Annotated in this window: 33 protein-coding genes; 21 read left to right on the forward strand and 12 right to left on the reverse strand. The window is 66.3% G+C overall.

The window, feature by feature from the left end; all coding sequences use genetic code 11:
• Position 1: 1 nt before the first annotated feature.
• Positions 2–1,453: an aldehyde dehydrogenase family protein gene (locus ACP150_RS17685; protein WP_424968014.1), complete on the forward strand. Its 1,452-nt coding sequence runs from the start codon at positions 2–4 to the stop codon at positions 1,451–1,453.
• A 134-nt stretch (positions 1,454–1,587) separates the two neighbouring features.
• Here the strand turns inward: ACP150_RS17685 and ACP150_RS17690 are convergent, their stop codons facing one another.
• Genes ACP150_RS17690 through nth form a run of 3 tightly spaced genes read right to left on the reverse strand, consistent with a single transcriptional unit; the run spans position 1,588 to position 3,616 of the window.
• The gene (locus ACP150_RS17690) at positions 1,588–2,580 is read right to left on the reverse strand and encodes an adenosine kinase (RefSeq protein ID WP_424968015.1); all 993 of its coding nucleotides are present in this window, start codon (positions 2,578–2,580) and stop codon (positions 1,588–1,590) included.
• A complete protein-coding gene (locus ACP150_RS17695) occupies positions 2,577–2,975 on the reverse strand; it encodes a Rid family hydrolase (RefSeq protein ID WP_424968016.1) in 399 nt (132 codons plus the stop codon). Before ACP150_RS17695 ends, ACP150_RS17690 begins: the two co-directional genes overlap by 4 nt.
• Positions 2,972–3,616 (reverse strand): endonuclease III, encoded by a 645-nt coding sequence (gene nth, locus ACP150_RS17700; RefSeq protein ID WP_424968017.1) that lies wholly within the window; start codon positions 3,614–3,616, stop codon positions 2,972–2,974. The genes ACP150_RS17695 and nth overlap by 4 nt, the downstream gene beginning before the upstream one ends.
• 111 nt (positions 3,617–3,727) lie before the next feature.
• Between nth and ACP150_RS17705 the strand changes: the two genes are divergently transcribed.
• The 3 genes from ACP150_RS17705 (at position 3,728) to ACP150_RS17715 (ending at position 6,220) form a co-directional block, all read left to right on the forward strand.
• Positions 3,728–4,615, forward strand: coding sequence for a methylated-DNA--[protein]-cysteine S-methyltransferase (locus ACP150_RS17705; RefSeq protein ID WP_424968018.1), 888 nt, complete (start codon positions 3,728–3,730; stop codon positions 4,613–4,615).
• Between the two features lie 130 nt (positions 4,616–4,745).
• The gene (locus tag ACP150_RS17710) at positions 4,746–5,372 is read left to right on the forward strand and encodes an OmpA family protein (RefSeq protein ID WP_424968019.1); all 627 of its coding nucleotides are present in this window, start codon (positions 4,746–4,748) and stop codon (positions 5,370–5,372) included.
• A gap of 80 nt (positions 5,373–5,452) precedes the next feature.
• Positions 5,453–6,220, forward strand: coding sequence for a FadR/GntR family transcriptional regulator (locus ACP150_RS17715; RefSeq protein WP_424968020.1), 768 nt, complete (start codon positions 5,453–5,455; stop codon positions 6,218–6,220).
• 183 nt (positions 6,221–6,403) lie between these two features.
• Here the strand turns inward: ACP150_RS17715 and ACP150_RS17720 are convergent, their stop codons facing one another.
• The 5 genes from ACP150_RS17720 to ACP150_RS17740 form a co-directional block, all read right to left on the reverse strand.
• Positions 6,404–6,964: a F0F1 ATP synthase subunit B gene (locus ACP150_RS17720; RefSeq protein ID WP_424968021.1), complete on the reverse strand. Its 561-nt coding sequence runs from the start codon at positions 6,962–6,964 to the stop codon at positions 6,404–6,406.
• Positions 6,965–6,968: 4 nt separating this feature from the next.
• Entirely contained in the window at positions 6,969–7,493 is a 525-nt protein-coding gene (locus ACP150_RS17725; RefSeq protein WP_424968022.1) for a F0F1 ATP synthase subunit B', read from the reverse strand.
• A 78-nt stretch (positions 7,494–7,571) separates the two neighbouring features.
• Positions 7,572–7,796: a F0F1 ATP synthase subunit C gene (locus ACP150_RS17730; protein WP_012179690.1), complete on the reverse strand. Its 225-nt coding sequence runs from the start codon at positions 7,794–7,796 to the stop codon at positions 7,572–7,574.
• Positions 7,797–7,858: 62 nt separating this feature from the next.
• Positions 7,859–8,566: a F0F1 ATP synthase subunit A gene (locus tag ACP150_RS17735; RefSeq protein WP_424968023.1), complete on the reverse strand. Its 708-nt coding sequence runs from the start codon at positions 8,564–8,566 to the stop codon at positions 7,859–7,861.
• Between the two features lie 42 nt (positions 8,567–8,608).
• Positions 8,609–8,941, reverse strand: a complete 333-nt coding sequence (locus tag ACP150_RS17740; protein ID WP_424968024.1) for an AtpZ/AtpI family protein — start codon at positions 8,939–8,941, stop codon at positions 8,609–8,611.
• A 359-nt stretch (positions 8,942–9,300) separates the two neighbouring features.
• Between ACP150_RS17740 and ACP150_RS17745 the strand changes: the two genes are divergently transcribed.
• From ACP150_RS17745 to ACP150_RS17760, 4 genes are all read left to right on the forward strand, one after another.
• A complete protein-coding gene (locus ACP150_RS17745) occupies positions 9,301–9,687 on the forward strand; it encodes a GFA family protein (protein WP_424968025.1) in 387 nt (128 codons plus the stop codon).
• Between the two features lie 143 nt (positions 9,688–9,830).
• Positions 9,831–10,196, forward strand: a complete 366-nt coding sequence (locus tag ACP150_RS17750; RefSeq protein ID WP_424968026.1) for a hypothetical protein — start codon at positions 9,831–9,833, stop codon at positions 10,194–10,196.
• Between the two features lie 70 nt (positions 10,197–10,266).
• The gene (locus ACP150_RS17755; RefSeq protein ID WP_424968027.1) at positions 10,267–11,652 is read left to right on the forward strand and encodes a PepSY-associated TM helix domain-containing protein; all 1,386 of its coding nucleotides are present in this window, start codon (positions 10,267–10,269) and stop codon (positions 11,650–11,652) included.
• A gap of 115 nt (positions 11,653–11,767) precedes the next feature.
• Positions 11,768–12,124 carry an ArsR/SmtB family transcription factor gene (locus ACP150_RS17760; RefSeq protein WP_424968028.1) on the forward strand — a complete coding sequence of 119 codons (357 nt, stop codon included), beginning with the start codon at positions 11,768–11,770 and terminating at the stop codon, positions 12,122–12,124.
• On the opposite strand, the gene ACP150_RS17765 is transcribed toward ACP150_RS17760, so the two are convergent.
• From ACP150_RS17765 to ACP150_RS17775, 3 genes are all read right to left on the reverse strand, one after another.
• Positions 12,042–12,590 (reverse strand): ClbS/DfsB family four-helix bundle protein, encoded by a 549-nt coding sequence (locus tag ACP150_RS17765; protein ID WP_424968029.1) that lies wholly within the window; start codon positions 12,588–12,590, stop codon positions 12,042–12,044. The genes ACP150_RS17760 and ACP150_RS17765 overlap by 83 nt on opposite strands.
• A gap of 80 nt (positions 12,591–12,670) precedes the next feature.
• Positions 12,671–13,588, reverse strand: a complete 918-nt coding sequence (locus ACP150_RS17770; protein ID WP_424968109.1) for a DMT family transporter — start codon at positions 13,586–13,588, stop codon at positions 12,671–12,673.
• 40 nt (positions 13,589–13,628) lie between these two features.
• Positions 13,629–14,504, reverse strand: a complete 876-nt coding sequence (locus ACP150_RS17775) for a LysR family transcriptional regulator (protein ID WP_424968110.1) — start codon at positions 14,502–14,504, stop codon at positions 13,629–13,631.
• A 214-nt stretch (positions 14,505–14,718) separates the two neighbouring features.
• On the opposite strand from ACP150_RS17775, the gene ACP150_RS17780 reads away from it, so the two are divergent.
• From ACP150_RS17780 to rimM, 12 genes are all read left to right on the forward strand, one after another.
• Positions 14,719–15,297: an FMN-dependent NADH-azoreductase gene (locus tag ACP150_RS17780; protein ID WP_424968030.1), complete on the forward strand. Its 579-nt coding sequence runs from the start codon at positions 14,719–14,721 to the stop codon at positions 15,295–15,297.
• Positions 15,298–15,734: 437 nt separating this feature from the next.
• Positions 15,735–17,246 (forward strand): signal recognition particle protein, encoded by a 1,512-nt coding sequence (gene ffh / locus ACP150_RS17785; protein ID WP_424968031.1) that lies wholly within the window; start codon positions 15,735–15,737, stop codon positions 17,244–17,246.
• Positions 17,246–17,779, forward strand: coding sequence for a GNAT family N-acetyltransferase (locus tag ACP150_RS17790; RefSeq protein WP_424968032.1), 534 nt, complete (start codon positions 17,246–17,248; stop codon positions 17,777–17,779). The genes ffh and ACP150_RS17790 overlap by 1 nt, the downstream gene beginning before the upstream one ends.
• Positions 17,776–18,291, forward strand: a complete 516-nt coding sequence (locus ACP150_RS17795) for a GNAT family N-acetyltransferase (protein WP_424968033.1) — start codon at positions 17,776–17,778, stop codon at positions 18,289–18,291. Before ACP150_RS17790 ends, ACP150_RS17795 begins: the two co-directional genes overlap by 4 nt.
• Positions 18,288–18,815 carry a GNAT family N-acetyltransferase gene (locus tag ACP150_RS17800; RefSeq protein ID WP_424968034.1) on the forward strand — a complete coding sequence of 176 codons (528 nt, stop codon included), beginning with the start codon at positions 18,288–18,290 and terminating at the stop codon, positions 18,813–18,815. Before ACP150_RS17795 ends, ACP150_RS17800 begins: the two co-directional genes overlap by 4 nt.
• Positions 18,815–19,417 carry a GNAT family N-acetyltransferase gene (locus tag ACP150_RS17805; RefSeq protein WP_424968036.1) on the forward strand — a complete coding sequence of 201 codons (603 nt, stop codon included), beginning with the start codon at positions 18,815–18,817 and terminating at the stop codon, positions 19,415–19,417. The genes ACP150_RS17800 and ACP150_RS17805 overlap by 1 nt, the downstream gene beginning before the upstream one ends.
• Positions 19,410–19,706: a chorismate mutase gene (locus ACP150_RS17810; protein WP_424968037.1), complete on the forward strand. Its 297-nt coding sequence runs from the start codon at positions 19,410–19,412 to the stop codon at positions 19,704–19,706. The genes ACP150_RS17805 and ACP150_RS17810 overlap by 8 nt, the downstream gene beginning before the upstream one ends.
• Before the next feature lie 40 nt (positions 19,707–19,746).
• On the forward strand, positions 19,747–20,124 hold the full coding sequence (rpsP, locus tag ACP150_RS17815; protein WP_424968038.1) for a 30S ribosomal protein S16: 378 nt from the start codon (positions 19,747–19,749) through the stop codon (positions 20,122–20,124).
• A gap of 17 nt (positions 20,125–20,141) precedes the next feature.
• Positions 20,142–20,777, forward strand: coding sequence for a 5,6-dimethylbenzimidazole synthase (gene bluB, locus ACP150_RS17820; protein ID WP_424968039.1), 636 nt, complete (start codon positions 20,142–20,144; stop codon positions 20,775–20,777).
• Position 20,778: 1 nt separating this feature from the next.
• Positions 20,779–21,243: an EVE domain-containing protein gene (locus ACP150_RS17825; protein ID WP_424968040.1), complete on the forward strand. Its 465-nt coding sequence runs from the start codon at positions 20,779–20,781 to the stop codon at positions 21,241–21,243.
• 9 nt (positions 21,244–21,252) lie between these two features.
• Entirely contained in the window at positions 21,253–21,399 is a 147-nt protein-coding gene (locus tag ACP150_RS17830; protein WP_424968041.1) for a hypothetical protein, read from the forward strand.
• Entirely contained in the window at positions 21,396–21,905 is a 510-nt protein-coding gene (rimM, locus tag ACP150_RS17835; RefSeq protein ID WP_424968042.1) for a ribosome maturation factor RimM, read from the forward strand. Before ACP150_RS17830 ends, rimM begins: the two co-directional genes overlap by 4 nt.
• Here the strand turns inward: rimM and ACP150_RS17840 are convergent.
• Positions 21,902–22,969 (reverse strand): aminoglycoside phosphotransferase family protein, encoded by a 1,068-nt coding sequence (locus ACP150_RS17840; RefSeq protein ID WP_424968043.1) that lies wholly within the window; start codon positions 22,967–22,969, stop codon positions 21,902–21,904. The two genes, rimM and ACP150_RS17840, sit on opposite strands and share 4 nt — an antisense overlap.
• Positions 22,970–23,058: 89 nt before the next feature.
• Between ACP150_RS17840 and trmD the strand changes: the two genes are divergently transcribed.
• Positions 23,059–23,904, forward strand: coding sequence for a tRNA (guanosine(37)-N1)-methyltransferase TrmD (trmD, locus tag ACP150_RS17845; protein ID WP_424968044.1), 846 nt, complete (start codon positions 23,059–23,061; stop codon positions 23,902–23,904).
• The last annotated feature ends 10 nt before the right edge of the window (positions 23,905–23,914 follow it).

The following is a 23,914-nucleotide window of genomic DNA, read 5'->3' on the forward strand; positions in this document are numbered from 1 at the left end:
CATGACCTACGACCCGGGCTTTCCGAGCCATGAAATCCTGATCGGCGGGGCCTGGGGCCCCTGCGCCAGCGGCGAAACGGTGGTCCTGATCGATCCGTCCGATGGTCGTCCTCTGGCCGAGATCGCGCGCGGTGGCCCGGTCGATATCGACCGGGCTGTCGCAGCGGCGCAGGCCGCCCTGGACGGCGACTGGGGACGCCACAGCGCGACCGAGCGGGGCCGGTTGCTGAGCCGCCTCGGCGCATTGGTCCTGCGCGAGGCGGACCGGCTGGCAGACATGGAAGCCCGCGATGTGGGCAAGCCCCTGGGACAGGCCCGCGCCGACGCGCTCGCCCTGGCCCGCTATCTGGAATTCTATGGCGGGGCCGCCGACAAGATCATGGGCGAGACCATCCCCTATATGGACGGCTACACGGTCTATACCTTGCGCGAACCCCACGGGGTGACGGGTCATATCGTCCCCTGGAACTACCCGATGCAGATCATCGGACGCTCCGTCGGGGCGGCCCTCGCCATGGGCAATGCCTGCGTGCTCAAACCCGCCGAGGAGGCCTGCCTGACCGCGCTGGCCTTCGCCCGGCTTGCCGAGGAGGCAGGCCTGCCGCCCGGTGCGCTCAATGTGGTGCCCGGGCTGGGCCCCGAGGCGGGCGCGGCCCTGAGCGCCCATCCCGGGGTCGACCATATGAGCTTCACAGGCTCCGTGCCCGTGGGCAGTGCGGTGCAGGCCGCCGCCGCCGGTCAGATCACACCCGTGACGCTGGAGCTGGGCGGCAAGTCCCCGCAGCTCGTCTTCGCCGATGCAGATCTCGATGCCGCCTTGCCCTTTCTCCTCAATGCCGGGGTCCAGAATGCCGGGCAGACCTGCTCGGCCGCGTCTCGGATCCTGATCGAAGCCCCGATCTTCGACACGGTCGCCGACCGCATGGCCGAAGCCTATGGCACGCTCACCGTGGGGCCCGCCCGCAGTGACCCCAAGATCGGCCCGCTGATCTCCGCCCGCCAAAAGGCCCGCGTGACCGAGATGCTCGCCCTCGCCGATCCCGCTCATATCCGGGCCACGGGGCGGCTGAGCCCGGACGCCCCCGAGACCGGCGCTTATGTGGTCCCGCATCTCCTCTCGGGCATGGGTCCGGATCACCCGCTCGCCCAACAGGAGATCTTTGGCCCCGTCCAGATCCTTCTCCCCTTCGACACCGAGGAGGAGGCAATAGCCATCGCCAACGGCACCGAGTTTGGCCTCGTTGCAGCGGTCTGGAGCCGGGACGGCGGGCGTCAGATGCGCCTCGCCAAACGTCTGCGCGCGGGGCAGGTCTTTCTTAACACCTATGGCGCGGGCGGGGGTGTCGAGCTGCCCTTTGGCGGCTTCGGTAAATCCGGTCACGGACGGGAAAAAGGGTTCGAGGCGCTGTACGGATTCTCGCAACTCAAGACGGTGGCGGCGCGCCACGGTTAGGGGTTTGAGTATTTGGGGAACAATGAAGCCCAAAGCTCAGCATCTTAAGTCGTCAAATATCCCCGCAGGAGGCCCCGCCCCGATCAGGGGCGGAAAAAATCATGTGCGCCGAAGGCGCTCCGTTTGACTGACGGTCACAGCAGGTCTTCGGCCACAAATCTAGCGCGGACATCCGTTTTGGGGCGCGCCCCGAAATGGCTGATCACTTCGGCCGCTGCGATCACCCCCATGCGCCCGCAGGTCTCCAGCGTCTGGCCCGTCGCCAGACCATAGAGGAACCCGGCGGCGAACTGATCCCCGGCCCCGGTGGCATCCACGGGCACCACGCGGGTCACGGGCACCTGCACCCGCTCTGCTCCACGGATGGCGACGACCGGATCGCCCGAGCGTGTGCAGACCACGAGCTCGCAAACCGATGCCGCTTGCGCCAGAGCCGCGTCCAGATCCTCGGTCTCGTAGAGCGCTTTGTACTCATGCTCATTGCCGATCACGAAGGTCAGCTCATCAGCCACCAGCCGTTGGAAATCCGCCCTGTGCCGGTCGACGCAGAACGGGTCCGACAGGGTGATCCCGGCCTGCCCGCCGCCCGTGCGCGCAAACCGAGCAGCCGCCTCGAAGGCGGCTTTGCCCGGCACCTTGTCGAAGAGATACCCCTCGAGGAACAGCAACCCCACCTGATCGAACACGGTCTCAGACACATCTTCGGGCCCCAGATCCGCACCGGCACCGAGATAGGTGTTCATGGACCGCTCGCCATCCGGCGTGACGAAGATCATCGAGCGCGAGGTCGGTGCCTCGACATCCGGCTGCGGCGGGTTGGGAAAGGCCGTGCCCTCGGCCTCCATGCCCTGGGCATAGAACCGCCCGAGCGCATCATCCTTGACCCGTCCGATGAACGCGCAGCGCAGACCGAGCTCCCCCAGCCCCGCCAGCGTATTGGCCACCGACCCGCCAGGTGCCTGCACGCGTTCGGACATGGCCGCATAGAGCATCTCGGCGCGGGAGCGTTCGACCAGCTGCATGATCCCCTTCTCGATCCCCATATGGTCGAGAAAGCTGTCATCGGTCTGGGCGAGCACATCGACAATCGCGTTGCCGATGCCGACAACCTGAAACGGGTGGGTCATGGGGCAGGGTCCTTTACGACAGCATCAAGTTCGGTTTCGACCAACCAGGTCGGATCGATAAAGCGGCTCACTTCGACAAAGGTGCAGGCCGGGCGGATCGCGCCGAACACCTCGCCATGGGCGCGGGCGGCCTCCTGCCATGTCCCGGCATCGGTCAGCAGGATCCGGCTGCGCAGCACATCCTCCGGGCGCGCGCCAGCCTCGGCCAGTGCGGCCAGCCCGATCTCGAGACAGCGCAGGGTCTGGCCATAGACATCACCCGGGCAGGCCGTGCCACCGGCCTCGGCGATGGGAGCGGTGCCCGCCACGGCCACGATCTCGCCGATCCGCACAGCGCGGGAAAAGCCGATCACCGGCTCCATGGGCGAGCCCGAGGCCACGTTGATCCGGCTCATTCGGTCTTGTCCTCGAAGGGGCAGAGATCGCGGATCAGGCAGGCGCCGCAGGCAGGTTTGCGCGCCTTGCAGATGTAGCGGCCATGCAGGATCAGCCAGTGATGGGCGTGGTGCTGGAAATCGACGGGGATGTGATCCTCGATGGCCCGTTCCACGGCGACCACATCCTTGCCCGGGCAAATCCCGGTCCGGTTCCCGATCCGAAAGATATGGGTGTCCACGGCCTGGCTCGGGTGGCCCCACCACATGTTCAGCACCACATTGGCGGTCTTGCGCCCCACGCCCGGCAGGCTTTCGAGTGCTGCGCGCGAGTTCGGGACCTCACCGCCATACTCCTCGACCAGAATCCGGCTGAGCTTGATGACGTTCTTGGCCTTGTTGCGGTAGAGCCCAATCGTCTTGATATGCGCGATCACGCCCTCTTCGCCCAGCTCCAGCATCTTCTCCGGCGTATCGGCGATCTTGAACAGCGCCTCGGTCGCCTTGTTCACCCCGGCATCTGTCGCCTGCGCACTCAGCGCCACGGCCACCACCAGCGTGTAGGCATTCACATGGTTGAGCTCGCCCTTCGGCTCCGCCTCAGCGGTCTGGAACCGGGTGAAGATCTCGCGGATCGTGTGATAATCGAGTTGCTTGGCCATCCGCGCTCATATGCCCAATGCGCGGCCTCGGGGCAAGCGGCGCAAATGCGCAAAATTCGGGTCGCTCGGCCGCGCGCGGAGGATTAGCTTGGAAGGAACAGGAGGCCCGAGATGTCCGACCCCGCCAAGACCCAGATCATGACCGACCCGATGACCGATGACCGCTACCATTACGGCGTGATCCGCCGCGCGATTGACGAGATCGATGCCGCGGGCGGCGCGCCCCTGCCGCTGGAGGATCTGGCGACCCGGATCGGGATGAGCCCGGCCCATCTGCAGCGCACCTTCTCGGCCTGGGTCGGGGTCTCGCCCAAGCGGTACCAGCAATACCTGACCCTCGACCATGCCAAGGCCCTGCTTGCCGAGCGCTTCACGACGCTGGAGGCGGCGGGGGAGCTGGGTCTTTCGGGGTCCGGGCGGCTCCATGATCTCTTCGTGACATGGGAGGCCATGAGCCCCGGGGAGTTTGCCCGCAAGGGGGCCGGGCTCGCCATTCGCTGGGGCTGGTTCGACAGCCCCTTCGGCCTCGCACTGGTGATGGGGACCGATAAGGGGATCTGCGGGATCGCCTTTGCCTCCGAGACCGGGACGGAGGCCGCGATGGAGGATATGGTCGCGCGCTGGCCCAATGCGGATTTCGTCGAGGACCCGATGGGGCTGCGGCCCTGGGCTCTGGCGGCCTTTGGGGCCGAGGATGGAGATCTGGCCAAGGCCCCGCTCTACCTGATCGGGGCCCCGTTCCAGATCAAGGTCTGGGAGGCGTTGCTGCGCATCCCGTCGGGCCATGTGACGACCTATTCCGAGATTGCCCAGTCCATTGGATCCCCCAAGGCCGTGCGCGCCGTGGGCACTGCCGTCGGGCGCAATCCGGTCAGCTGGTTGATCCCATGCCACCGGGCGCTGCGCAAATCCGGCGGGCTTGGCGGGTATCACTGGGGCTTGCCGGTCAAGCGCGCCATGCTCGCGCAGGAGGCCGCGCAGCTCGCCGAGGCCGGATAACCGCGCGGGCTGCGGCACCGTTCTGTCGGCCAAAGAGCGCCAAATTTCAGGCATTCCGGGGCTTGGCTATTGAATAACACGGCCAAGTATCCCGATATGCTGGAAAACAACCGCCTGAGGACGAGTACCCATGCCCCTACGCACACCCCTGATCCTGATGACGACCGGCGCGCTGGCCCTGTCCGCCTGCACCGTGACCGAAGACAATCGCAGAATGACCACCGGCGCCGCCATTGGCGGGCTTGTGGGCGCAGCCATCGGCGCGGGCGAAAGCCGGGACAAGGCGCTTGTGGGCGCGGTTCTGGGCGCAGGCGTGGGTGCGGCCATTGGCGATGCGCTCGACCGGCAGGCCCGCGCGCTTGAGGAAGACCTCAACAACGATGCGGTGCAGATCGTCAATACCGGCTCCGAGCTGATCGTGACCCTGCCTCAGGACATCCTCTTTGCAGTGGATAGCACCGTGGTGCAGCCTACCCTGCAATCGGATCTGGTGGCGCTGGCGGGCAACCTGCTCGAATACCCGGAGACCACGGTTCAGGTGATCGGACATACGGACAATACCGGCTCGGCCTCCTACAATCAGGACCTGTCCCAGCGTCGCGCGAACGCGGTCTCGTCGATCCTGCTGCAGAACGGGGTTCCGGCCTCTCGGGTGGTGGCCTTCGGGCGCGGGGAGGACCAGCCTGTGGCATCCAATCTCGACGCGGCCGGGCGGGCCCTGAACCGTCGCGTGGATATCGTCATCACGCCGCGGTAGTACCCGCGCAAAGATACGCCCTTCACGGGTTGCGGCGCGCCCCTTGTGGTCATATCTTTTGACCACTCAGGGGGCGCATCATGCCATTTCAACGCATTCAGTCCGAAAAGCTGTCGCACTCGGTGGTTCGCCAGATCGAGAAGCTGATCCTGCGCGGGATCCTGCGCCCGGGGGAGCGTTTGCCCTCGGAGCGGGAGCTATCCGAGAAGCTGGGCGTGTCGCGCCCGTCTTTGCGCGAAGCGCTGGCCGAGCTGCAGGAACGCGGGCTACTGGAAACCCGTGCGGGGGCCGGCGTCTATGTGGCCGAAGTGCTGGGCTCGGCCTTTTCGGACGCGCTGATCCAGCTCTTTGCCCAGCATGACGAGGCCGTCTTCGATTACCTCGCCTTTCGCCGGGATCTGGAGGGGCTGGCCGCAGACCGGGCCGCCCGGCTCGGCTCGGAAACGGATCTGCGCGTGGTCGATACGATCTTTCGCAAGATGGAAGCGGCCCATTCCAAGCGCAATCCGGACGAGGAATCCGCGCTCGATGCGGAGTTTCATCTGGCGATCATCGAAGCCAGCCACAACGTGATCATGCTGCATATGATGCGGTCGATGTTCGACCTGCTGCGTGAAGGCGTGTTCTACAACCGCAAGATCATGTTCAAGCAGCGCGCCACGCGGGACCAGCTGCTGGAGCAGCACCGGGCGATCAACGCCGCCGTGCAGGCCCGCGATCCGCTGGCCGCGCGAGAGGCGGTGCAGACCCACCTGGACTTCGTGGAGGGCTCGCTGGCCGATTGGCGGCAGATGGAAAAGAACGAAGCCATCGCCCGCCAACGCTTCGAACACGAGCAGCAGCGCTAGGATCGGTGGCGCCTTCCGCCCGCGGAAGGCGCGGACCCGCGAGAGGGCCAAGCGCCCCGCATGGCGCGTCCGTTGGGACAGAGCGCGACCGCGCGGTCCACATGTGGACCGCGCTTGCCCCAACCGCACAACAAAAAACCCGGCACAAGGCCGGGTTTCTCGAAATCGTTGTGAGATCGGGGATCAGTGCAGCTTGGCCTGAACTTCCTGGATCGCGGCCGCATTCATCGCCTCGAGCTCGGATTTGCCCAGCTTGGCTTCGATCACCTCGGCCGCCGCTGCGACAGCCACTGTCACGGCCTTGTCCTTGACCTCTTTCACGGCCGAGGCCTGAGCGGATGCGAGCTGCTCTTCCGCGGCAGCCAGACGCCGTGCGATGGAGGTTTCCAGGTCGATCTTCGCCTGGGCAGCCGCGGCTTCCGCGTCTTCCTTGGCCGTGGCCACGATGGCATCCGCCTGGCCCTGAACCTCGCGCTGCTGGCGCTCGTAGGAGGCCAGGATGGTCTGCGCTTCTTCGCGCAGTGCCTTGGCTTCGTCCAGCTCGGCCTTGATGCCCTCAGCCCGCTTGTCGAGCATGCCACTCAGCATCTGCGGCACCTTGAAGTACAGCACGACGCCGATGAAACACAGGAACGAGATCAACACGATGAAGTCCGTGTTGGAGAGCGAGAAGAACGGCCCCTTGGCCGCCAGCGCCGGTGTCGCCACCAGAGCGAATGCGGCAGGCAGGATCAGTTTTGTCATGTCCTTACCCCTTCACGCGCTGCGACACAGCCGACGAGACATCCACATCCGTGGCGTTCGGCAGCAATGCAGAGACCAGTGCGGTTGCGGTTTCGGTCGCGACCTCGGTCACGCTCTCCATCGCATTGGCCCGGATCTCGGCAATGGCTTTCTCCGACTCCGCGGCTTTCGCGGCGATCTCGGCATCGGCCTTCTGAGTGGCCACGTCCAGATCCGCCTGGATCTCGGCCTTGGCTTCGGCAACGATTTTCTGTGCTTCGGCACGGGCATCCGCCAGCGCCTGATTATAGGCTTTCTCAGCCTCCACTGCCGCGAGCTTGAGCTCTTCGGCGGCGGCCAGATCGTTGGTGATCGTCCCGCTGCGTTCGGCCAGAACCGACGCGATGCGCGGCAAGGCCACCTTGGTCAGGATCAGATAGATCGCTGCCAGCGTGATGATCAGCCAGAAAATCTGGTTGGGAAAGGTCGAGAAATCCAGCTGGGGCATGCCCGGCGCGGATTCAACGGCCCCGTGTGCGTCAGTTGCCATGCGTCCCTCCTTGGCCCTCTTTCACATCGGATCAGCCCGTTTCAGGCTGACCCGACCGTAAGGATGGCTTTGGAAAGCTTAGACGGCAAACATCAGCAGCAGAGCGACGAGGAATGCGAAGATCCCCAGAGCTTCTGCGAACGCGATGCCGATGAAGAGGGTCGCGGTCTGGCCAGCTGCCGCGGAGGGGTTCCGCAGAGCGCCTGCCAGGAAGTTGCCTGCCACGTGGCCCACACCGATTGCGGCTGCGCCGGAACCGATTGCTGCCAGGCCTGCGCCGATATGTGCGAGTTCGCCTTCCATGATGTGTCTCCTTACGATGGAATTGCTGAGTTTCAGAGACAGGGTCGACCCTGCCGGTTGTCTTAGTGATGCGGGTGCAGTGCGTCCTTGAGATACACGCAAGTCAGGATGGTGAAGACGTAGGCCTGAATGGCCGACACCAGAACCTCGAGCCCGTAGATCGCCATCACGCCGATGATGGCGATGGGCGCCACGGCGGTGACCTGGGCAAAGCCGGCGAACACCTTGAGAACGGCGTGACCGGCCATCATGTTGCCCGCCAGACGAATGGAATGGCTCACGGGGCGCACGAAGTAGGAAATCACCTCGATCACGGCCAGCACCGGACGCAACGGCAGGGGCGCCGAGGACACCCAGAAGAGGCTCAGGAAGCCCGCGCCGTTCTTAACGAAGCCGATGATGGTCACGGTGAAGAACACCGCGAAGGCCAGAACCGCCGTTACAGCGATATGCGAAGTGGTGGTGAAGCTCATCGGGATCAGGCCGAGGAAGTTCGACAGGATGATGAACATGAAAAGCGTGAAGATGTAGGGGAAGTACTTCAGACCGTCCTTGCCGGTCACATCCTCAACCATCTTGTAGACAAAGCCATAAGCAAGCTCGGCGATGGACTGCGCCTTGGTCGGCACCACGGCGCGCCCGCGCGTCCCGGTCACCAGCAGCAGCGTCAGCGCGGCCACGGCCAGCGCCATCCACAGGGTCACATTGGTCGGTGTGTAGAAGTGCACCGGTCCGTCCCCGAACAGGGGAGACACGATGAACTGGTCCATGGGATGGAATGAGAGTCCGCCGCCGTCTTCGCTTGCCACAGTCTAGTCCCCTTCGCGCTCGGCGGATGGCTCCGCCTTCAGTCGTTCCGCCTGGATCTCGCGCGAGGACCGGATCATGGTCTGGATCCCCGCCGCAAAGCCCAGCAATGTAAATACCACCAGGAGGATCGGCGTTGTGCCGAACAGGCTGTCCAGCCCGTACCCGATGCCAAAACCGATCCCGAGACCGGCAACCAATTCCACCACCATCCGCCAGGCATGCTGGGCCAGAGAGTAATGCTCATCCTTCTTCGGAGCCGGGGCCTGCGCCTCTTTGGCGGCGTCGATCCGTGCCTCCAGCGCTTTGAGGCGCTCTTTGTGAGGGTCATCGGTCATGCCACACGTCTCCGCGTTGTTGAGCGCAAGCTAGGCCGGAGGGTGGGGCAGAGTCAACGCGCTGCGGCGCGGCGCATCACGGCCTTAAGTGCATGTATTTGATATATTTTTTAAAACTGCGACAAGCTGGCCTCCACGGCGTTAGCGCCATCACTGGGCCTACGCTTATTCAACCGATTGGTTGATTTTAGCCAAGGACGCCACCTGGCCATGCCGCGCGCTAGCCCTCTGACAACCCCGCCAGAGGGCCCTGCGCCAGGGCTCAAACCGTCGATATGGACGGACCCGCCCCTCTTGCGCGGCCCGCGGTTTCGCACCAGACCATTGAGACCCAGACGGACAAGGGACGGAGGATCGCGATGGATAGGGTGACCGGTGGCTGCCTCTGCGGTCAGGTGCGCTTTGCCGCGCGCGGTGCGCCGCTGCGCGTGGGGATCTGCCATTGCCTCGACTGCCGCAAGCATCACGGGGCTTTGTTCTACGCCGCCGCCATCTATGCGGAGGGTGCGGTGACCTTAACCGGCGAGACGCGCGCCCATGAGGGGCGGCATTTCTGCCCGACCTGCGGCTCTTCGGTCTTTGCCGAGAGCCCGGGCGAGGTGGAGCTTCACCTCGGGGCCCTCGAGACCCCGAGCCAGTTCGCACCGGAATACGAACTCTGGACCCTGCGCCGGGAGGATTGGCTGCCAGCCTTCCCCGACACGGTCTGTCACCGCGAGAGCCGCGAAGAACCTGCCCCCGACTGAGCCGCCCCACTCGGGCGCGTCCGGCCTGCGACAGGACAGAATCCGGCCCCGGCGACGCGGCCTCGGCCCTCGGCGCCCGCCTCTGCACAACTGCGACGAGAGCGCGCTGGTCAGTTTCGCGCGCCCCGGCTAGAGCAGAAAGCATGGTGTCGATTGCCCTTCGCCTTCTCCGGCTTTCCGTGACCGCCGCGCTGTGTCTTGCGCTGGTGGCGATCGGCTATGGCCACCGGGCGCAGGGCCCGGACATGACACCGGAACTGGCCGCCTATGTGGCGGCGGGCGGATCGCTCGCTGATCTGTGCGGCTCGACCGAGGGCGACGGCCCCGCACCCCGCGTGGACTGCGAAGCCTGCCGGTTGAGCGATACGCTCACCACCCTGCGTGGCCCCTGCCCGGCGGCGAGCCACACAACGCCCAAGACCTTTGTCTTCGGCTTTGTCGCCAAACGCCTGCGGCAGACCAGTGGCCCCGATCCGGTCCGCCTGACCCGCGCCCCTCCGCGCGCCTGAGACCTCACCGTTTCAACTCAATATCCCCCGTGTCCTGCATGGCCCGGGGTCTCAGGCTTGGAGTCCTTACATGACGATGACCGATACACCTGCGCAGCCCGACGGGCGCGCAAACAAACTCTATTTCGCGGCATGGCGCTGGCATTTCTATGCGGGCCTGTTCGTGATCCCCTTTCTCGCCATTCTGGCCGTGACCGGGCTGATGATGCTGTGGATCGCCTGGATCGACGGGCGCGACGGCGAGCGCACGCCCGTGATCCCGCAAGAAACCGCGCAGGCTGTCTCGATCCAGTCGGACGCGGCGCTGGCAGCCATCCCCGGTGGTACGCTCAAGCAGTATGTCGCGCCGCGTCGCGATGATCTCGCAGCGCTCTTCCGCGTGGATCTTGACGGCGACGCGACCATGGTGGCCATCGATCCCTATACCGCAGAGGTGATCGAGACCTTTCCGCGTCGCAGTGGCTGGTACGATTTTTTCGACAACATCCATAGCGACCTGATGCTCGGGGTGACCGGCGACCGCCTGCTGGAGACTGCCGCCTCGCTCACCCTCGTTCTGGTGGCGACCGGGCTCTACCTCTGGTGGCCGCGCGAGACCGGCTGGCGCCGCGCCCTGATCCCCAGCCTTGGCCGGGGCCGCGGGCTGTGGAAATCCCTGCACGGGGTTGTGGGCATCTGGATGTCGCTCTTTCTGGTGTTCTTCCTGATCTCGGGGCTTGCATGGGCCGGGATCTGGGGCGGCAAGATGGTACAGGCCTGGAGCCATTTCCCCGCCGAGAAATGGGACAATGTCCCGCTCTCGGACGAGACCCATGCCAGCATGAACCATGATCGCCGCGAGGTGCCCTGGGCGCTGGAGCAGACCCGGATGCCTGCCTCGGGCAGCGATGCGGGGCTGGCCGGGATCACGGGCCCGGTGACCCTCGACAGCGTCGACGCGCTGGCCCGGACCATCGGGTTTGACGGGCGTTACCAACTGAACCTGCCACGCGGCACGACCGGGGTCTGGACCCTGAGCCGGGATTCCATGAGCACCGACAGCCACTCGCCCACAACGGACCGGACCGTGCATGTGGACCAGTATACGGGCAAGGTTCTCGCCGATGTGCGCTATGCGGACTATTCGCTGCCCGGCAAGGCGATGGCCGTGGGGATCGCCCTGCATATGGGGACGCTGGGCCTGTGGAGCGTGCTGGCCAACAGCCTGATCTGCCTGTCGGTGCTGTTTCTCTGCGTCAGCGCGATCGTGCTCTGGTGGAAGCGTCGCCCGAGCAAGGCGGGCCGTCTCGCGGCCCCGCCCATGCCGCGTGAATTGCCGCTCTGGCAAGGCGCGGTCCTCGTCGGGCTGGGGGTATCCATGGCCTTTCCCATGGCCGGGCTTGCCCTGCTGACGGTGCTGCTGGTGGATACGCTGATCCTGTCCCGGCTCCCCAAACTGCGCCACAGCCTGACTTGAGCCCCCCTGCGGCGCCGGGCTCAGGTCCCGGCGCCGCCCTTGCGGGACGGGGTCAGGACCACGCCCTGCGCCCCGGGCCTACCCCTTGGCGTGGCGGCGTGGTAGCCCTGCGGCCATGACCCCACGTCTCGACACAGTCTTTGCGGCGCTTGCCGATCCCACCCGCCGGGCGATCCTGACCATGCTTCTGGAGGATGACATGGCGGTGACCGACGTGGCCGAGCCCTTCGAGATGTCGCTGGCCGCGATCTCCAAGCATCTGACGATCCTCACCCGGGCCGGGCTGATCAGCCAGGAGAAACGCGGGCGGGTGAAATGGTGCAAGCTCGAGCCGGACGCCTTGCGCGACGCCTCGATCTGGATGCAAAGCTTCGGACAGTTCGAGGCGGTCAATCTCGACGCGTTCGAGCGGTTTCTGGAGACGGAACTTCCGCCGCAGCCGAGGCCTGATCCCGAAGGGTCTTGCGGATAAATTTCGCCGCCGAGCGGTAGTGGCTCGCCCCCGAGGCCTCGGCCCAGCGCCCCAGCGTCCAGTCATTCATCCACGGCATCAGATGGGGCGTATACAGGCTCTCATCACTCTCGTCGGCCAGGAACGCCATCAGCCGCGCATGTTCCGCGGCCAGATCCGCCTGCGCCTCAGCCCAGCTGAGCCCGGCCTGCGCTGCGCGCAGCTGCGCGTTATAGGCTTTGAGCTCGGACCATTTATAGCCCGGCGCGGGGGTCTGCACCTCGGCCCCTGCGCGCCCATCGGACACCCAGCCGAGATAAAGCGTGATCCAATGGGCGCGGTGGGCCACCGTGTCCTTGATCGACACACCCTCCGCACCAGGCGCGGTGGCAGTCGCATCGGATAGCGGCGCGATCAGCCGCGCGAGCTTGGCATATTCCTTGTCACAAATGGCGATCAGGTCGGTCTTGCAGGTTGCGGCGGGCATGTGCGGCCCCTTTCGGAAACCTGTTTGCCCGCTTGCGCCACGCCTGTCCTTGCGCCCGGTCAAAGACCCGCCTCGCAGGCTCAGCTTTGCGGCACTTCCTCTTTCAGCAGCAGCACCAGCGCCACACAGGTCAGCGCCACGCCGATCAGGATCAGCGGGTTCGGCACCGGCTGGCCCAACCCGATCTGCCACAGGATCACCCAGCTCGGCGTGAGATAGGTATAGGCCATCACCTTGGCCGAGGGCAGCCGCAGGGTCGCCGCCTGCAACAGGACAAAGGTCGCCGCGCTCGCCCCGACCGAGAGATACCCCATGGTGATCCAGACCAGCGGGCGCAGCTCGGACCACTCGGTCGCCTGCACATCCCGCCAGCCATAGGCGAACAGCAATGCGCAGCCCGCGATCAGCATCCCGAAGGTGAAGCCCGCAGCACTCTCGCCCCGGTTCAGCAGCCGCGCCATGGGGGCATAGGCCGCGTGCGAGATGCAGCCGATGAAGAAGATCGCCTCGCCCCGGCCGATATCAAAGGCCAGAAATGCCGCGAAGGACGCGTCGAAGATCACCCAAAGCGCCCCGGTCGCCCCCACTGCCAGGGCCAGCGCCATGCGTTTCGTGGTGACCTGCCGCATCAGGATCCAGCCGAACACCCCCGACATGATCGGGGTCAGCGTGAAGACCGCAGCGGTCGAGACCGGATCCGCCGTCTTCAGCCCTTCGAACATCAGGACGAAATAGATCCCGAAGAGCCCGCCCAGAACCACGAACCGCCAAGGCGCGCGGAGCAGGTCACGGCTCAACCCGCCACTGGCCCAGGCCGCAAGCCCCACGACCCCGCCCGCAATCCCAAAGCGCACCGCGTTCAGGGCAGCGGGCGCGATCTCGTTGGCGATCTGACCTCCGAGCGCGAAAGAGCCCGCGACCAGCGCGGAAAAGGTCAGCATCGCCAGATGCCCCTGAGCCGGGCGCGACAGCGCGCGCACCCGCGCGACCGGGCTCATCGCCATGGACGTGCCCCGGTCCTCGTCGCGGTCTGCGGGATCATGGCCAGTCCTTGGCGGCCGCCTTGAGGAAATTGGTGAAGCTCTGCACCTTTGCCGTCCGGTGCAGATCCACATGGGTGATCAGCCAGACCCGGCTCGACCACGCATCGATGGGATCACAGAGCGGTACGAGGTTGGGGCATTGCGCCGCCCACCACATGGGCAGGAAGCCCGCGCCGATCCCGGCAACGACCGCGTCGCCCCCGGCCCGGATATCCGAGGCCCGGTAGATGATGCGATCCGCGGGCATGTTGTCCTTCATCCAGATGTTGAAGGGCGCACGCGGCTCCTCGATGGCACTGCCGACGATCCGGTGCCCGGCATAGTCGCTGCCCATCACGATGGGCCCGTGGGTGTCGAGATACTCCTGCGTGCCATAGAAGGTCATCCGCTGGGTATAGAGCGGCTGCACGATATTGTCGGGATCATCCGGCTTGCGCCCGGCCCGGATCGCCACATGGGCCTCGCCATATTCCAGCCGGAACACCCGCGTATCGGTGATGAACTTCACCCCCAGATCCTCGTGATCGGCCTGAAACTGCGCCAGAACCGGCGCGATCAGCGGCGAGAACATCTCCAGCGAGGTGATGATCAACTCGCCCGTCACCTTCGCCCCATGGCCATGGAGCCGTCCGGACAGCTGATCGAACTGATCGGCTGTCACCTGCGCCACCTGCAGCAGGTCATTGCCCGCATCCGTGGCCGTATAGCCCCGCGCATGGCGCTGGAACAGCTTGACCCCAAGCCGCCCCTCCAGGCTGTCAATATGTCGGATCACCGTGGCATGGTGCACGCCCAGCACCTCCGCCGCACCGCTGACCGTCCCCAGCCGCGCCACCTGAAAGGCGGTGCGGATCTCATCCCAATTCTCAATCGGCATATCGTCTCAATCGCTAAACTGTCGCGTCCAGAGAAATGTGCACTCACTCACATTTCCTGTTCAATATGAGGAATTGTGTTCATCCACGCAACGGCTAAATCTCTCCTCACACGACGCACGCAACTTCCCGCTCATGGCCCGGCCACCCTCCGGTCGGGCCCGCACTCCCCCGGGGCCACGCCGCCTCCGATAGCACAGGATCACCCCCATGACGTCCGTTCTTCGCATCGACAGCTCCCCCCGCAGCGACGCCTCGATCTCCCGCGCCCTCGCCGACCGGATCGTGGACCGCCTCGCACCCGCACAGATCTCCGCCCGCGATGTGAGCCCCGGCCTCCCGGTCATCGACGCGGACTGGATCGGTGCAAACTTCACCCCGGCGGCCGAGCGCAGCCCGACCCAGATCGAGACCCTCGCCCTCTCCGACACCCTCGTCGCGGAAGTGCAGGCGGCGGATGTGGTCGTCATCTCCCTGCCGATCTGGAATTTCGGGATTCCGGCCAGCCTGAAAGCCTGGATTGACCTCGTCGCCCGCGCGGGCCTGACCTTCCAATACACAGCCGAGGGCCCCAAGGGCTTGCTGGAGGGAAAGCGCGCCATCCTCGCCATCGCCTCCGGCGGCACCGAGGTCGGCAGCCAGATCGACTTCGCCACGGAGTACATGAAACACGTGCTCGGCTTCATCGGCATCCATGAGGTCGAGATCGTCGCCGCCGACCGCCTGATGGTCGATGCCGAGGCAAGCCATGCCAAGGCCGATGCCGCAATCGAAGCCCTCGCCGCCTGATCCCCCAGATTCCCCCTGACCGCAACCAACCACCCCGCCCTGCCGCCCGCCCGCGGCGGGGCTTCTTCGCGCGCAGTTCTTCCCTTAAGTCCCGAAATATCCCCGCCGGAGGCCCCTGCGCCCGCCCCCGGCACGGGGGACCGGGCGCAGCCTGCATAAAAAATGCGCCGCAGGCGCTCGATTTGATCGGCCACAACCGCCGGGCCCGGCCCAACCGTGGCTTGACAGACCCACCGCAACCGTCCATACGCCCCCCAACCTCCGGAGAGCCTGTGCCCTCCGGTCCCTATGCCATTGGGCAGGGATCGCCACCCGTCAGCGCGTTGCGCCCACGGGTGCTTTACCGCTTGGGGCTTCGGGATTGCCGCGGAACGGCCCGCGGCGGATGACATGACGGCGGGGCGGACGCGCTCCGAGAGGACCAAAAGGAAGACCTGATGTTTGAAAATCTGTCCGATCGCCTCTCTGGTGTCTTTGACCGCCTGACCAAGCAGGGTGCGCTCAGCGAAGCCGACGTCTCCACCGCCCTGCGCGAGGTCCGCGTGGCCCTGCTCGAGGCCGATGTCTCGCTGCCCGTCGCCCGAGATTTCGTGAAAGCCGTCCAAGAGAAAGCCACTGGCCAGGCCGTCACCAAATCGGTCACACCGGGTCAGCAGGTGGTCAAGATCGTCCATGACGAGCTGGTCCATGTGCTCAAGGGGGACGAGGACCCCGGCGCGCTGAAAATCGACAACCCGCCCGCCCCGATCCTGATGGTCGGCCTGCAGGGCTCCGGTAAGACAACCACCACCGCCAAGCTCGCCAAGCGCATGTCCGAGCGCGACGGCAAGCGCGTGCTGATGGCCTCGCTCGACGTGAACCGCCCCGCGGCCATGGAACAGCTCGCCATTCTCGGCACCCAGATCGGCGTCGACACGCTCCCCATCGTCAAGGGCGAGGACCCAGTGGCGATCGCCAAGCGCGCCAAGACCCAGGCCTCCCTCGGCGGCTATGACGTCTACATGCTCGACACCGCCGGGCGCCTGTCGATCGACGAAGAGCTGATGGCCCAGGTCGAAGCGGTCCGCGACGTGGCCAACCCGCGCGAGACCCTGCTGGTGGTCGATGGCCTGACCGGTCAGGACGCGGTCCACACGGCCGAGAATTTCGATGACCGCATCGGCATCTCCGGCGTTGTGCTGACCCGGATGGATGGCGACGGGCGCGGCGGTGCGGCGCTCTCCATGCGCGCGGTGACCGGCAAGCCGATCCGCTTTGTCGGCCTCGGCGAGAAGATGGACGCGCTCGAAACCTTCGAGCCGGACCGTGTTGCCGGTCGTATCCTCGGCATGGGCGACATCGTGGCCCTGGTCGAGAAAGCCCAGGAAACCATCGAGGCCGAGCAGGCCGAGCGCATGATGAAGCGCTTCCAGAAGGGTCAGTTCAACATGAACGACCTGCGCGGCCAGCTCGAGCAGATGGAAAAGATGGGCGGCGTCGAGGGGCTCATGGGCATGATGCCCGGCATGAACAAGATGAAGGGCAAGCTCGACGAGGCCGGGTTCGACGACAAGGTCATCCGCCGCCAGATCGCCCTCATCCAGTCCATGACCAAGCGCGAGCGCGCCAACCCGCAACTCCTGCAGGCCTCCCGCAAGAAGCGGATCGCCAAGGGCGCGGGGATGGAGGTCTCGGATCTCAACAAGCTGCTGAAGATGCACCGTCAGATGGCCGACGCCATGAAGAAGATGGGTAAAATGGGCAAGAAAGGCATGATGAAGAACCTCGGCGGCCTCTTGGGCGGCAAGGGGGGCATGCCCGCAGGGATGCCCGGCGATCTGGCCGGCATGAACCCTGCCGATCTGGAAAAAGCCGCCAAGGCCATGGGCAACATGCCCGGCGGCGGCCTGCCCGGTCTGGGCGGTGGCGGTCTGCCCCCCGGCCTGTCGGGGTTCGGCAAGAAGAAGTAATGACCGGCACCACCCTGCATATCCCGACGCTCACGACCGAGCGCCTGACCTTGCGTGCGCCGCGCGCCGAGGATGCCGCCGCTTATGGCGCCTTCCTCGAGAGCCCGCGCGCGGCGGGTGTGGGCGGGCCTTACAAGGCGACCGATGCGTTCGACCGGATGTGTGGCACGGTGGGCCATTGGCACCTGCGCGGCTATGGCCGCTGGATCATCGCCGATCGCGAGACCGACACGGCGCTGGGCATCTGCGGGCCCTACTTCCCCGAGACGTGGCCCGCGCCCGAGCTCGCCTGGACCGTGTTCGGCGGCGCCGAAGGCCGCGGCATCGCCCGGGAAGCCGTGACAGTGGCGCGCCGCTGGGCCTATGAAACCCTCGGATGGGATCGCCCGATCAGCCTGATCATCGACGGCAACACCCGGTCCTTTGCCCTGGCCGAACGGCTCGGCTGCCAGCGGGACGGCACCTATGACAGCCCCTATTACGGGGCGATGCAGGTCTGGCGCCACCCGGCCCGGGCGGAGGTGCTCGCATGAACACCCTCACGACCGAGCGCCTGACCCTGCGCCCGCCCTGCCCGGCGGATGTGCCTGCCCTGACGGAGTTCTACCGCTCCGAGCGGTCGCAATATGCCGGCGGGCATGTGTCCCATGCCAAGGCCTGGAGCAACGCCGTGGCCATGCTCGGCCATTGGGAGGTGCGCGGCTACGGGCTCTGGGCCGTGACCGAAACCGGCGACGACACGGCGCTGGGACTTGTCGGCCCCTACTATCCCGATGGCCGCCCGGAGACAGAGCTCGGCTGGGTGCTGTTCGCAGCGGCCGAAGGCCGCGGCATCGCACAAGAGGCCGCCCTGGCGGCCCGCGCAGATGCCCGTTCCCGTCTCGGCTGGTCCGAGATCGTCAGCTATATCGATGCGCGCAACACCCGCTCGATCGCCCTGGCAGAGCGCCTTGGCGCGCGCCTTGACGAAACCGCGCCGCAGCCCAAGCCGGACGATCCCTGCCTGATCTTCCGCCACCCCTCCGACGCGGAGGGGACCGCATGACCCTGTTGACCACGGATCGGCTGATCCTGCGCCCCCCCGCGGCACAGGATTTTGACGGCTACCGCAGCTTCTACATGTCCGACCGCGCGCGGTTCGCCCATGGCCCCCTGACCGAGACCGAGGCTTGGTACGCCTTCTGCGTGGAAATGGCCCACTGGCCCATGCGTGGCTTTGGCATGTTCACCGTTCTGGCCCAGACCGATCCCGAGACCCCGATCGGCCTCGTCGGACCCTGGTATCCTGCCGACTGGCCCGAACCCGAGATCGGCTGGCTGCTCTGGGAGGGGCACGAGGGCCAGGGCCACGCCGATGAGGCCGCCCGCGCCTGCCTGATCCACGCCTTCGGACATCTCGGCTGGGACAGCGCCGTCAGCTATATCCACCCCGAGAACACCCCCTCCGTCACACTGGCGGAGCGGCTCGGTGCGCAGATCGACCCCACGGCCCGCGCCGCCAAACCCGACCTGACCGTCTGGCGTCATGACCGGGTCTATTGGGTCGGCGACAAGAAGGGGACTGCCTGATGGGCCATCGCGACATCCCCGTTCTGGAAACCCAGCGTCTCTCCCTGCGTGGCCCGGACCCGCAGGATTATCCGAATTTCAAGGCGACCTTCGCCTCCTACCGCTCGCGCTTCATGGGCGGGCCGCTGAACCCCTACGAGACCTGGATGCTCTACGCCGCCGAGATCGGCCATTGGGAAATCCGCGGCTTCGGCATGTGGATGATCCACGACAAGATCACCGACGAGACCTATGGCATGGCCGGCGGCTGGCAGCCCGCCAAATGGCCCGAGCGCGAGATCGCCTGGATCATCTGGCCCGAGAAATCCGGCAAGGGCTTCGCGCTGGAGGCCACCCATGCCTGCCGCACCCATTTCTATGCCCAGGGCTGGGAGGGCGCGGTCAGCTATCTCGACCCGATGGATCTCGACAGCATCCGGCTGGCCGAGCGCCTCGGCGCGGTCAAGGACAAGGACGCGGCAACGGTGGCGGGCGATGACGTGGTCTATCGCCATCCCGACCCGGCGGCCCTGCGCGACAGCCAGCTCGCCCATGGCATCGAAATGGAGATCGGCCACTACGCCGACCCGCTCTTCAAACCGAAAGGATACGCGCTTGACTGACGCCGTGACCCGCGCCGCAGCCGTGCTCGCCGAGCACCGCGACAGCATCGACCGCCTCGATGCGATCCTCGTCTTCACCCTGGCCGAGCGCTTTGCCCACACCCAGGCCGTGGGCAAGCTGAAGGCCGAGCATGACCTGCCGCCCTCGGATCCCGCGCGCGAGGAAACGCAGATCAAACGCCTGTCGGAGCTGGCCCACATGGCCGATCTCGACCCCGACTTCGCCAAGAAATTCCTGAATTTCATCATTCAGGAAGTCATCCAACACCACAAACAACACCAATCCTGAACCCCGGTTCAGACAGAAGAAACTCTAGGAGAACAACACCATGGCAATGAAAATCCGGCTCGCCCGCGGCGGCTCCAAAAAGCGCCCCTTCTATCGCATCGTGGCCACCGACAGCCGCATGCCGCGCGATGGCCGCTTCATCGAAAAGCTCGGCACCTACAACCCGCTCCTGCCCAAGGACAGCGAAGAGCGCGTGAAGATGGACATGGAGCGCGTGCAGTACTGGCTGGGTGAAGGCGCCAAGCCGACCGACCGCGTGGCTCGTATGCTCGAAGCCGCCGGCACCCTGCCCAAGGCCGAGCGTTCGAACCCCAAGAAAGCCGTCCCGGGCAAGAAAGCCCAAGAGCGCGCCGAAGAGAAAGCCGCCAAGGCCGCCGAAGCCGCAGAGGCACCGGCAGAAGAAGCCGCGGCCGAATAATCGGCGCGGCCCCGCCCGTGACCGCGCGCAGCTTCAGCCCGGATTTCCGGGCGGAACTGACCGAGTTGATGCGCTGGCGGCGCGATGTGCGCCGCTTTCGCACCGATCCGGTGCCCGAGGATTTGCTGGCCCGGTGTCTCGATGCGCTGCGGCTGGCCCCCTCGGTGGGCCTGTCCGAGCCGTGGCGCGTGCTGCGGGTCGACAGTGCCGAGGCGCGCGCAGCGGCCGCCGCGAATTTCGCCGAGGCGAATGCGACGGCCCTTGCGGGTCAGGACGGGGACCGGGCGGCGCGCTACGCGACGCTCAAACTCTCGGGGATGGATGCTGCCCCGGTGCAGCTTGCCATCTATTGCGACACGGATCCGCCCAAGGGGGCGGGTCTCGGCGCGGCCAGCATGCCGCAAATGCGCCAGTACTCCGTGGTGGCGGGGGTCACCATGATGTGGCTCACCGCCCGGGCCGAGGGTCTGGGACTGGGCTGGATCTCGATCCTCGATCCGGACCGGCTGGCGCGGGACCTCGACGTCCCAACGACATGGGATCTGATCGGCTATTTCTGCCTCGGCTGGCCCGAGCAGGAGGCCGACAGCCCGGAATTGGAACGCGCGGGGTGGGAAACACGCGCCGACACTTTGGATTTGGAGGTCCGCTGAGGTGGCACGGTATTGGATTGGATTGGCCGAACGCGACAGCGTGCATGCGGCCGTGGCAAATGGCGTCTGTGTCTTTTCCGGAGGCAAGGCCTCGCCGGTGCGCAAGCTCGAACCCGGGGACGGCATTCTCTACTACTCGCCCCATGAAAGCGCGGGCGGTGCGGTGCTGGAATGCTTCACCGCCGTGGGCGAAGTGGTCGATGACGCGCCCTGGACCCAGAACTGGACACAGATCTGCGCCGGCGGACCCTATCTGAGCCAAGGCGCCGCGCACCAGAGTGGCCTGACCTGGGTCCGGCGTTGCGATTACGACGCCGTGGGCGAGGTCTCGGTCCGCCCGCTCCTGTCGGAGCTGCGCTTCGTCGCTCAGCCGCGCCATTGGGGCCGGACCTTCCATCGCGGCCAGATGGAGATCGGCGCCGCCGACTTCTTCCGCATCGCCGACCGCCTGCGCGCGGTCGCCTGAGGGGGCGGGGTGACCAAGACCGTGATCCTTCTGGTGTTCGGCGCCAGCGTCTACATCGGCATGCAGTTCGAGCAACGCCTCGCCTCGGATCGCTGTATCGCGGCCGGGGGCACCCCGGATGCGCGCGGCATCTGCACAGGAGTGCCCGCACAATGAGCAAGCGCAAGGATCTGACCTGCGTCGGGGCGATCGCCGGGGCCTTCGGGGTGCGCGGCGAGGTCCGGCTGAAGAGCTTCTGTGCCGTGCCCGAGGATATCGCCGAGTACACCCCGCTCAGCTTCGAGGATGGGACCGAGGTCACCCTGCGGCTGACCGGCCAGATCAAGAACGGGCTCTCGGCGCGGCTCTCGGGCGTGGGCAACAAGGAGGCGGCGGATGCCCTGCGAGGCACCCGGCTCTACGTGCCGCGCGACCGGCTGCCTCACCTGCCCGATGACGAATATTACCATACGGACCTGATCGGTCTGGCGGTCCACGACACGGGCGGGACCCATCTGGGCAAGGTCACGGCGGTGCATAATCACGGCGCGGGCGATCTGCTGGAGGTCAAGGGCCCGCTGGCCAAGGGCCCGGTCCTGATCCCCTTCACCCTGGCCATCGTGCCGACGGTCGACCTGCGGGCCGGGCGCATCGTGGCCGATCCGCCGGAAGGCCTGTTTTAGACCTGCCACCTGCGCGCCCCGGACGGCGCGGCGCGGGTCCGCGCGGTCCTGCCAGGGACCGCGCCACCGATCCCTAATGTCTCGGCGAGAATCGTCGCCGCACGCTGCAACTGCACCAGACGCTCCTGCTGGAACGCGCTGCGCTGGCCACCCACCGACGGCAAGGCCGCCCAATCCTGCAGGACCCGGCAGCGACACAGGAACGCCATACAGGGATCCGCGCCCATATCCGCGCCATAGCCCTCGGACAAGGCCGCCAGATCCTCTGGCGGCAAGCCGCAGCGCGGATCCAGAGCCCGCGTCCCGGCAAACCGCGCCCCCAGATCCACCAGCAGCCGAGCCAGATCATAGACCGCAGGCGCCTCTTTATCATGCATGAAGTCGATCAGCGTCGCCCGATTGGCCGACAGGATCATGTTGCGCGCGTGCAGATCCCCATGCTGCGCCGCGAGCATAACCGGCGCGCCTTCGGCCGCCGCTGCCGCGGCCTTGAGGCTCTCTACAAGCACCGCAAAGAGATCGGGATCCACAATCGCCAATTGCCCGTCCAGCGCCTTGCGTGCGAGCCGCTCCATATAGTCGACCATGCGCGCCGGGTTGAAGCGCTTCTCCCCCGCTGCCGTGCTGTCGTGATAGGCCCGCAGCGCGGCCCCCGCCCGCGTCAACAGCGCGCCGCGCTGATCCGGCTTGTCATATTTCAGCAGGAGATGATCCTGCAGCGTGCGCCCGACCACATAATCCTGAATGGTCGACAGGCTGCTCGCATCCTCCGCCAGGATCGCCGCGGGCGCGTGAACCTTGTCCCCGCGCAACGCCCGCACCGCGCGGCGCTGCCCGGCAAGCCCTTCGGCCCAGCGCGCCTGATCCACCGGCGCAAAGATGCGCTTAAACACCAGGTTGCGCCCATCGGGGCCGGTCATGCGCATCACGATCCGCACCCGCCCGGGATCCTCGCGCCGCCAGAGCTCCTCGCCGCTGAAGGACGCGGGATCGAGCCCGGCAAAGGGTGCCAGCTGCTGCCAGCTGCCCAGGGCCGATGCCATCATGCGGTCGTCTCGGGTCATGCCTCTCTCCGGTTCGCGGCGCCGGTCACAGGGGCGCCCGGACGCAAAATGCCTTGCAGGTTGCTAAACATTGATTAAACCGCCCGAACATGACCAAACCACCCGCCCCTTCGCTCAGCCGCTCGCACGGCACCAAGAGCATCTCGCTCTCGGCCCAGCCGCAGGACCTGATGGCCCCGCGCCAGCGCAAACGCGGCGCCTGGACCGCCAAGGTGATCACCCTCTTTCCCAAGGCCTTCCCCGGCGTGCTCGGCGAAAGCCTGACCGGCAAGGCGCTGGACGACGGGCTCTGGGCGCTCGACACCCTGGATCTGCGCAGCTTCGGCGTGGGCAAGCACCGGAATGTCGATGACACGCCCGCCGGCGGCGGCGCGGGTATGGTCCTGCGCCCGGATGTGCTGGGCCGCGCGCTTGGCACCGCGGCCACGGGCACGCCGGAGGACCGCCGCAAATGGCCGGTGGTCTATCTCAGCCCCCGCGGCGCGCCCTTCACCCAGGCGCGGGCCCAAGCCTGGTCCGAGGCCGAGGGCCTCACCCTGCTCTGCGGACGGTTCGAAGGCGTGGACGAGCGCGTGATCGAGGAATTCGGCATAGAAGAGGTCTCGCTCGGGGACTTTGTCCTCACCGGCGGCGAGATTGCAGCACAAGCCTTGATTGACGCCACGGTCCGACTTATACCGCGCGTGCTTGGGAATCAGGCGTCCACGGAGGAGGAGTCCTTCTCCACCGGCCTTCTGGAGCACCCGCACTATACACGACCCGCTGTCTGGAAGGGACGCGAGATACCCGGGATTCTCCTTTCGGGCCATCACGCGAAAATCACCGACTGGCGCCGGGAGATGGCCGAAAGGCTGACCAAAGAACGCCGCCCTGACCTCTGGCGGGCATATTGTGAGACCCACGATATGGACCCGGACGGAGACCAAGAGCTCTAGGGGCAGCCCC

The organism is Dinoroseobacter sp. S375, from assembly GCF_049800775.1.
In the GTDB taxonomy this organism is placed as follows: Bacteria; Pseudomonadota; Alphaproteobacteria; order Rhodobacterales; family Rhodobacteraceae; genus Dinoroseobacter.

Coding starts and splice junctions, on each gene's coding strand:
- ACP150_RS17685 (WP_424968014.1), top strand. CDS start 2: ATGACCTACGACCCGGGCTTTCCGAGCCATGAAATCCTGATCGGCGGG.
- ACP150_RS17690 (WP_424968015.1), bottom strand. CDS start 2,580: ATGACCCACCCGTTTCAGGTTGTCGGCATCGGCAACGCGATTGTCGAT.
- ACP150_RS17695 (WP_424968016.1), bottom strand. CDS start 2,975: ATGAGCCGGATCAACGTGGCCTCGGGCTCGCCCATGGAGCCGGTGATC.
- nth (WP_424968017.1), bottom strand. CDS start 3,616: ATGGCCAAGCAACTCGATTATCACACGATCCGCGAGATCTTCACCCGG.
- ACP150_RS17705 (WP_424968018.1), top strand. CDS start 3,728: ATGTCCGACCCCGCCAAGACCCAGATCATGACCGACCCGATGACCGAT.
- ACP150_RS17710 (WP_424968019.1), top strand. CDS start 4,746: ATGCCCCTACGCACACCCCTGATCCTGATGACGACCGGCGCGCTGGCC.
- ACP150_RS17715 (WP_424968020.1), top strand. CDS start 5,453: ATGCCATTTCAACGCATTCAGTCCGAAAAGCTGTCGCACTCGGTGGTT.
- ACP150_RS17720 (WP_424968021.1), bottom strand. CDS start 6,964: ATGACAAAACTGATCCTGCCTGCCGCATTCGCTCTGGTGGCGACACCG.
- ACP150_RS17725 (WP_424968022.1), bottom strand. CDS start 7,493: ATGGCAACTGACGCACACGGGGCCGTTGAATCCGCGCCGGGCATGCCC.
- ACP150_RS17730 (WP_012179690.1), bottom strand. CDS start 7,796: ATGGAAGGCGAACTCGCACATATCGGCGCAGGCCTGGCAGCAATCGGT.
- ACP150_RS17735 (WP_424968023.1), bottom strand. CDS start 8,566: ATGGACCAGTTCATCGTGTCTCCCCTGTTCGGGGACGGACCGGTGCAC.
- ACP150_RS17740 (WP_424968024.1), bottom strand. CDS start 8,941: ATGACCGATGACCCTCACAAAGAGCGCCTCAAAGCGCTGGAGGCACGG.
- ACP150_RS17745 (WP_424968025.1), top strand. CDS start 9,301: ATGGATAGGGTGACCGGTGGCTGCCTCTGCGGTCAGGTGCGCTTTGCC.
- ACP150_RS17750 (WP_424968026.1), top strand. CDS start 9,831: ATGGTGTCGATTGCCCTTCGCCTTCTCCGGCTTTCCGTGACCGCCGCG.
- ACP150_RS17755 (WP_424968027.1), top strand. CDS start 10,267: ATGACGATGACCGATACACCTGCGCAGCCCGACGGGCGCGCAAACAAA.
- ACP150_RS17760 (WP_424968028.1), top strand. CDS start 11,768: ATGACCCCACGTCTCGACACAGTCTTTGCGGCGCTTGCCGATCCCACC.
- ACP150_RS17765 (WP_424968029.1), bottom strand. CDS start 12,590: ATGCCCGCCGCAACCTGCAAGACCGACCTGATCGCCATTTGTGACAAG.
- ACP150_RS17770 (WP_424968109.1), bottom strand. CDS start 13,588: ATGAGCCCGGTCGCGCGGGTGCGCGCGCTGTCGCGCCCGGCTCAGGGG.
- ACP150_RS17780 (WP_424968030.1), top strand. CDS start 14,719: ATGACGTCCGTTCTTCGCATCGACAGCTCCCCCCGCAGCGACGCCTCG.
- ffh (WP_424968031.1), top strand. CDS start 15,735: ATGTTTGAAAATCTGTCCGATCGCCTCTCTGGTGTCTTTGACCGCCTG.
- ACP150_RS17790 (WP_424968032.1), top strand. CDS start 17,246: ATGACCGGCACCACCCTGCATATCCCGACGCTCACGACCGAGCGCCTG.
- ACP150_RS17795 (WP_424968033.1), top strand. CDS start 17,776: ATGAACACCCTCACGACCGAGCGCCTGACCCTGCGCCCGCCCTGCCCG.
- ACP150_RS17800 (WP_424968034.1), top strand. CDS start 18,288: ATGACCCTGTTGACCACGGATCGGCTGATCCTGCGCCCCCCCGCGGCA.
- ACP150_RS17805 (WP_424968036.1), top strand. CDS start 18,815: ATGGGCCATCGCGACATCCCCGTTCTGGAAACCCAGCGTCTCTCCCTG.
- rpsP (WP_424968038.1), top strand. CDS start 19,747: ATGGCAATGAAAATCCGGCTCGCCCGCGGCGGCTCCAAAAAGCGCCCC.
- rimM (WP_424968042.1), top strand. CDS start 21,396: ATGAGCAAGCGCAAGGATCTGACCTGCGTCGGGGCGATCGCCGGGGCC.
- ACP150_RS17840 (WP_424968043.1), bottom strand. CDS start 22,969: ATGACCCGAGACGACCGCATGATGGCATCGGCCCTGGGCAGCTGGCAG.
- trmD (WP_424968044.1), top strand. CDS start 23,059: ATGACCAAACCACCCGCCCCTTCGCTCAGCCGCTCGCACGGCACCAAG.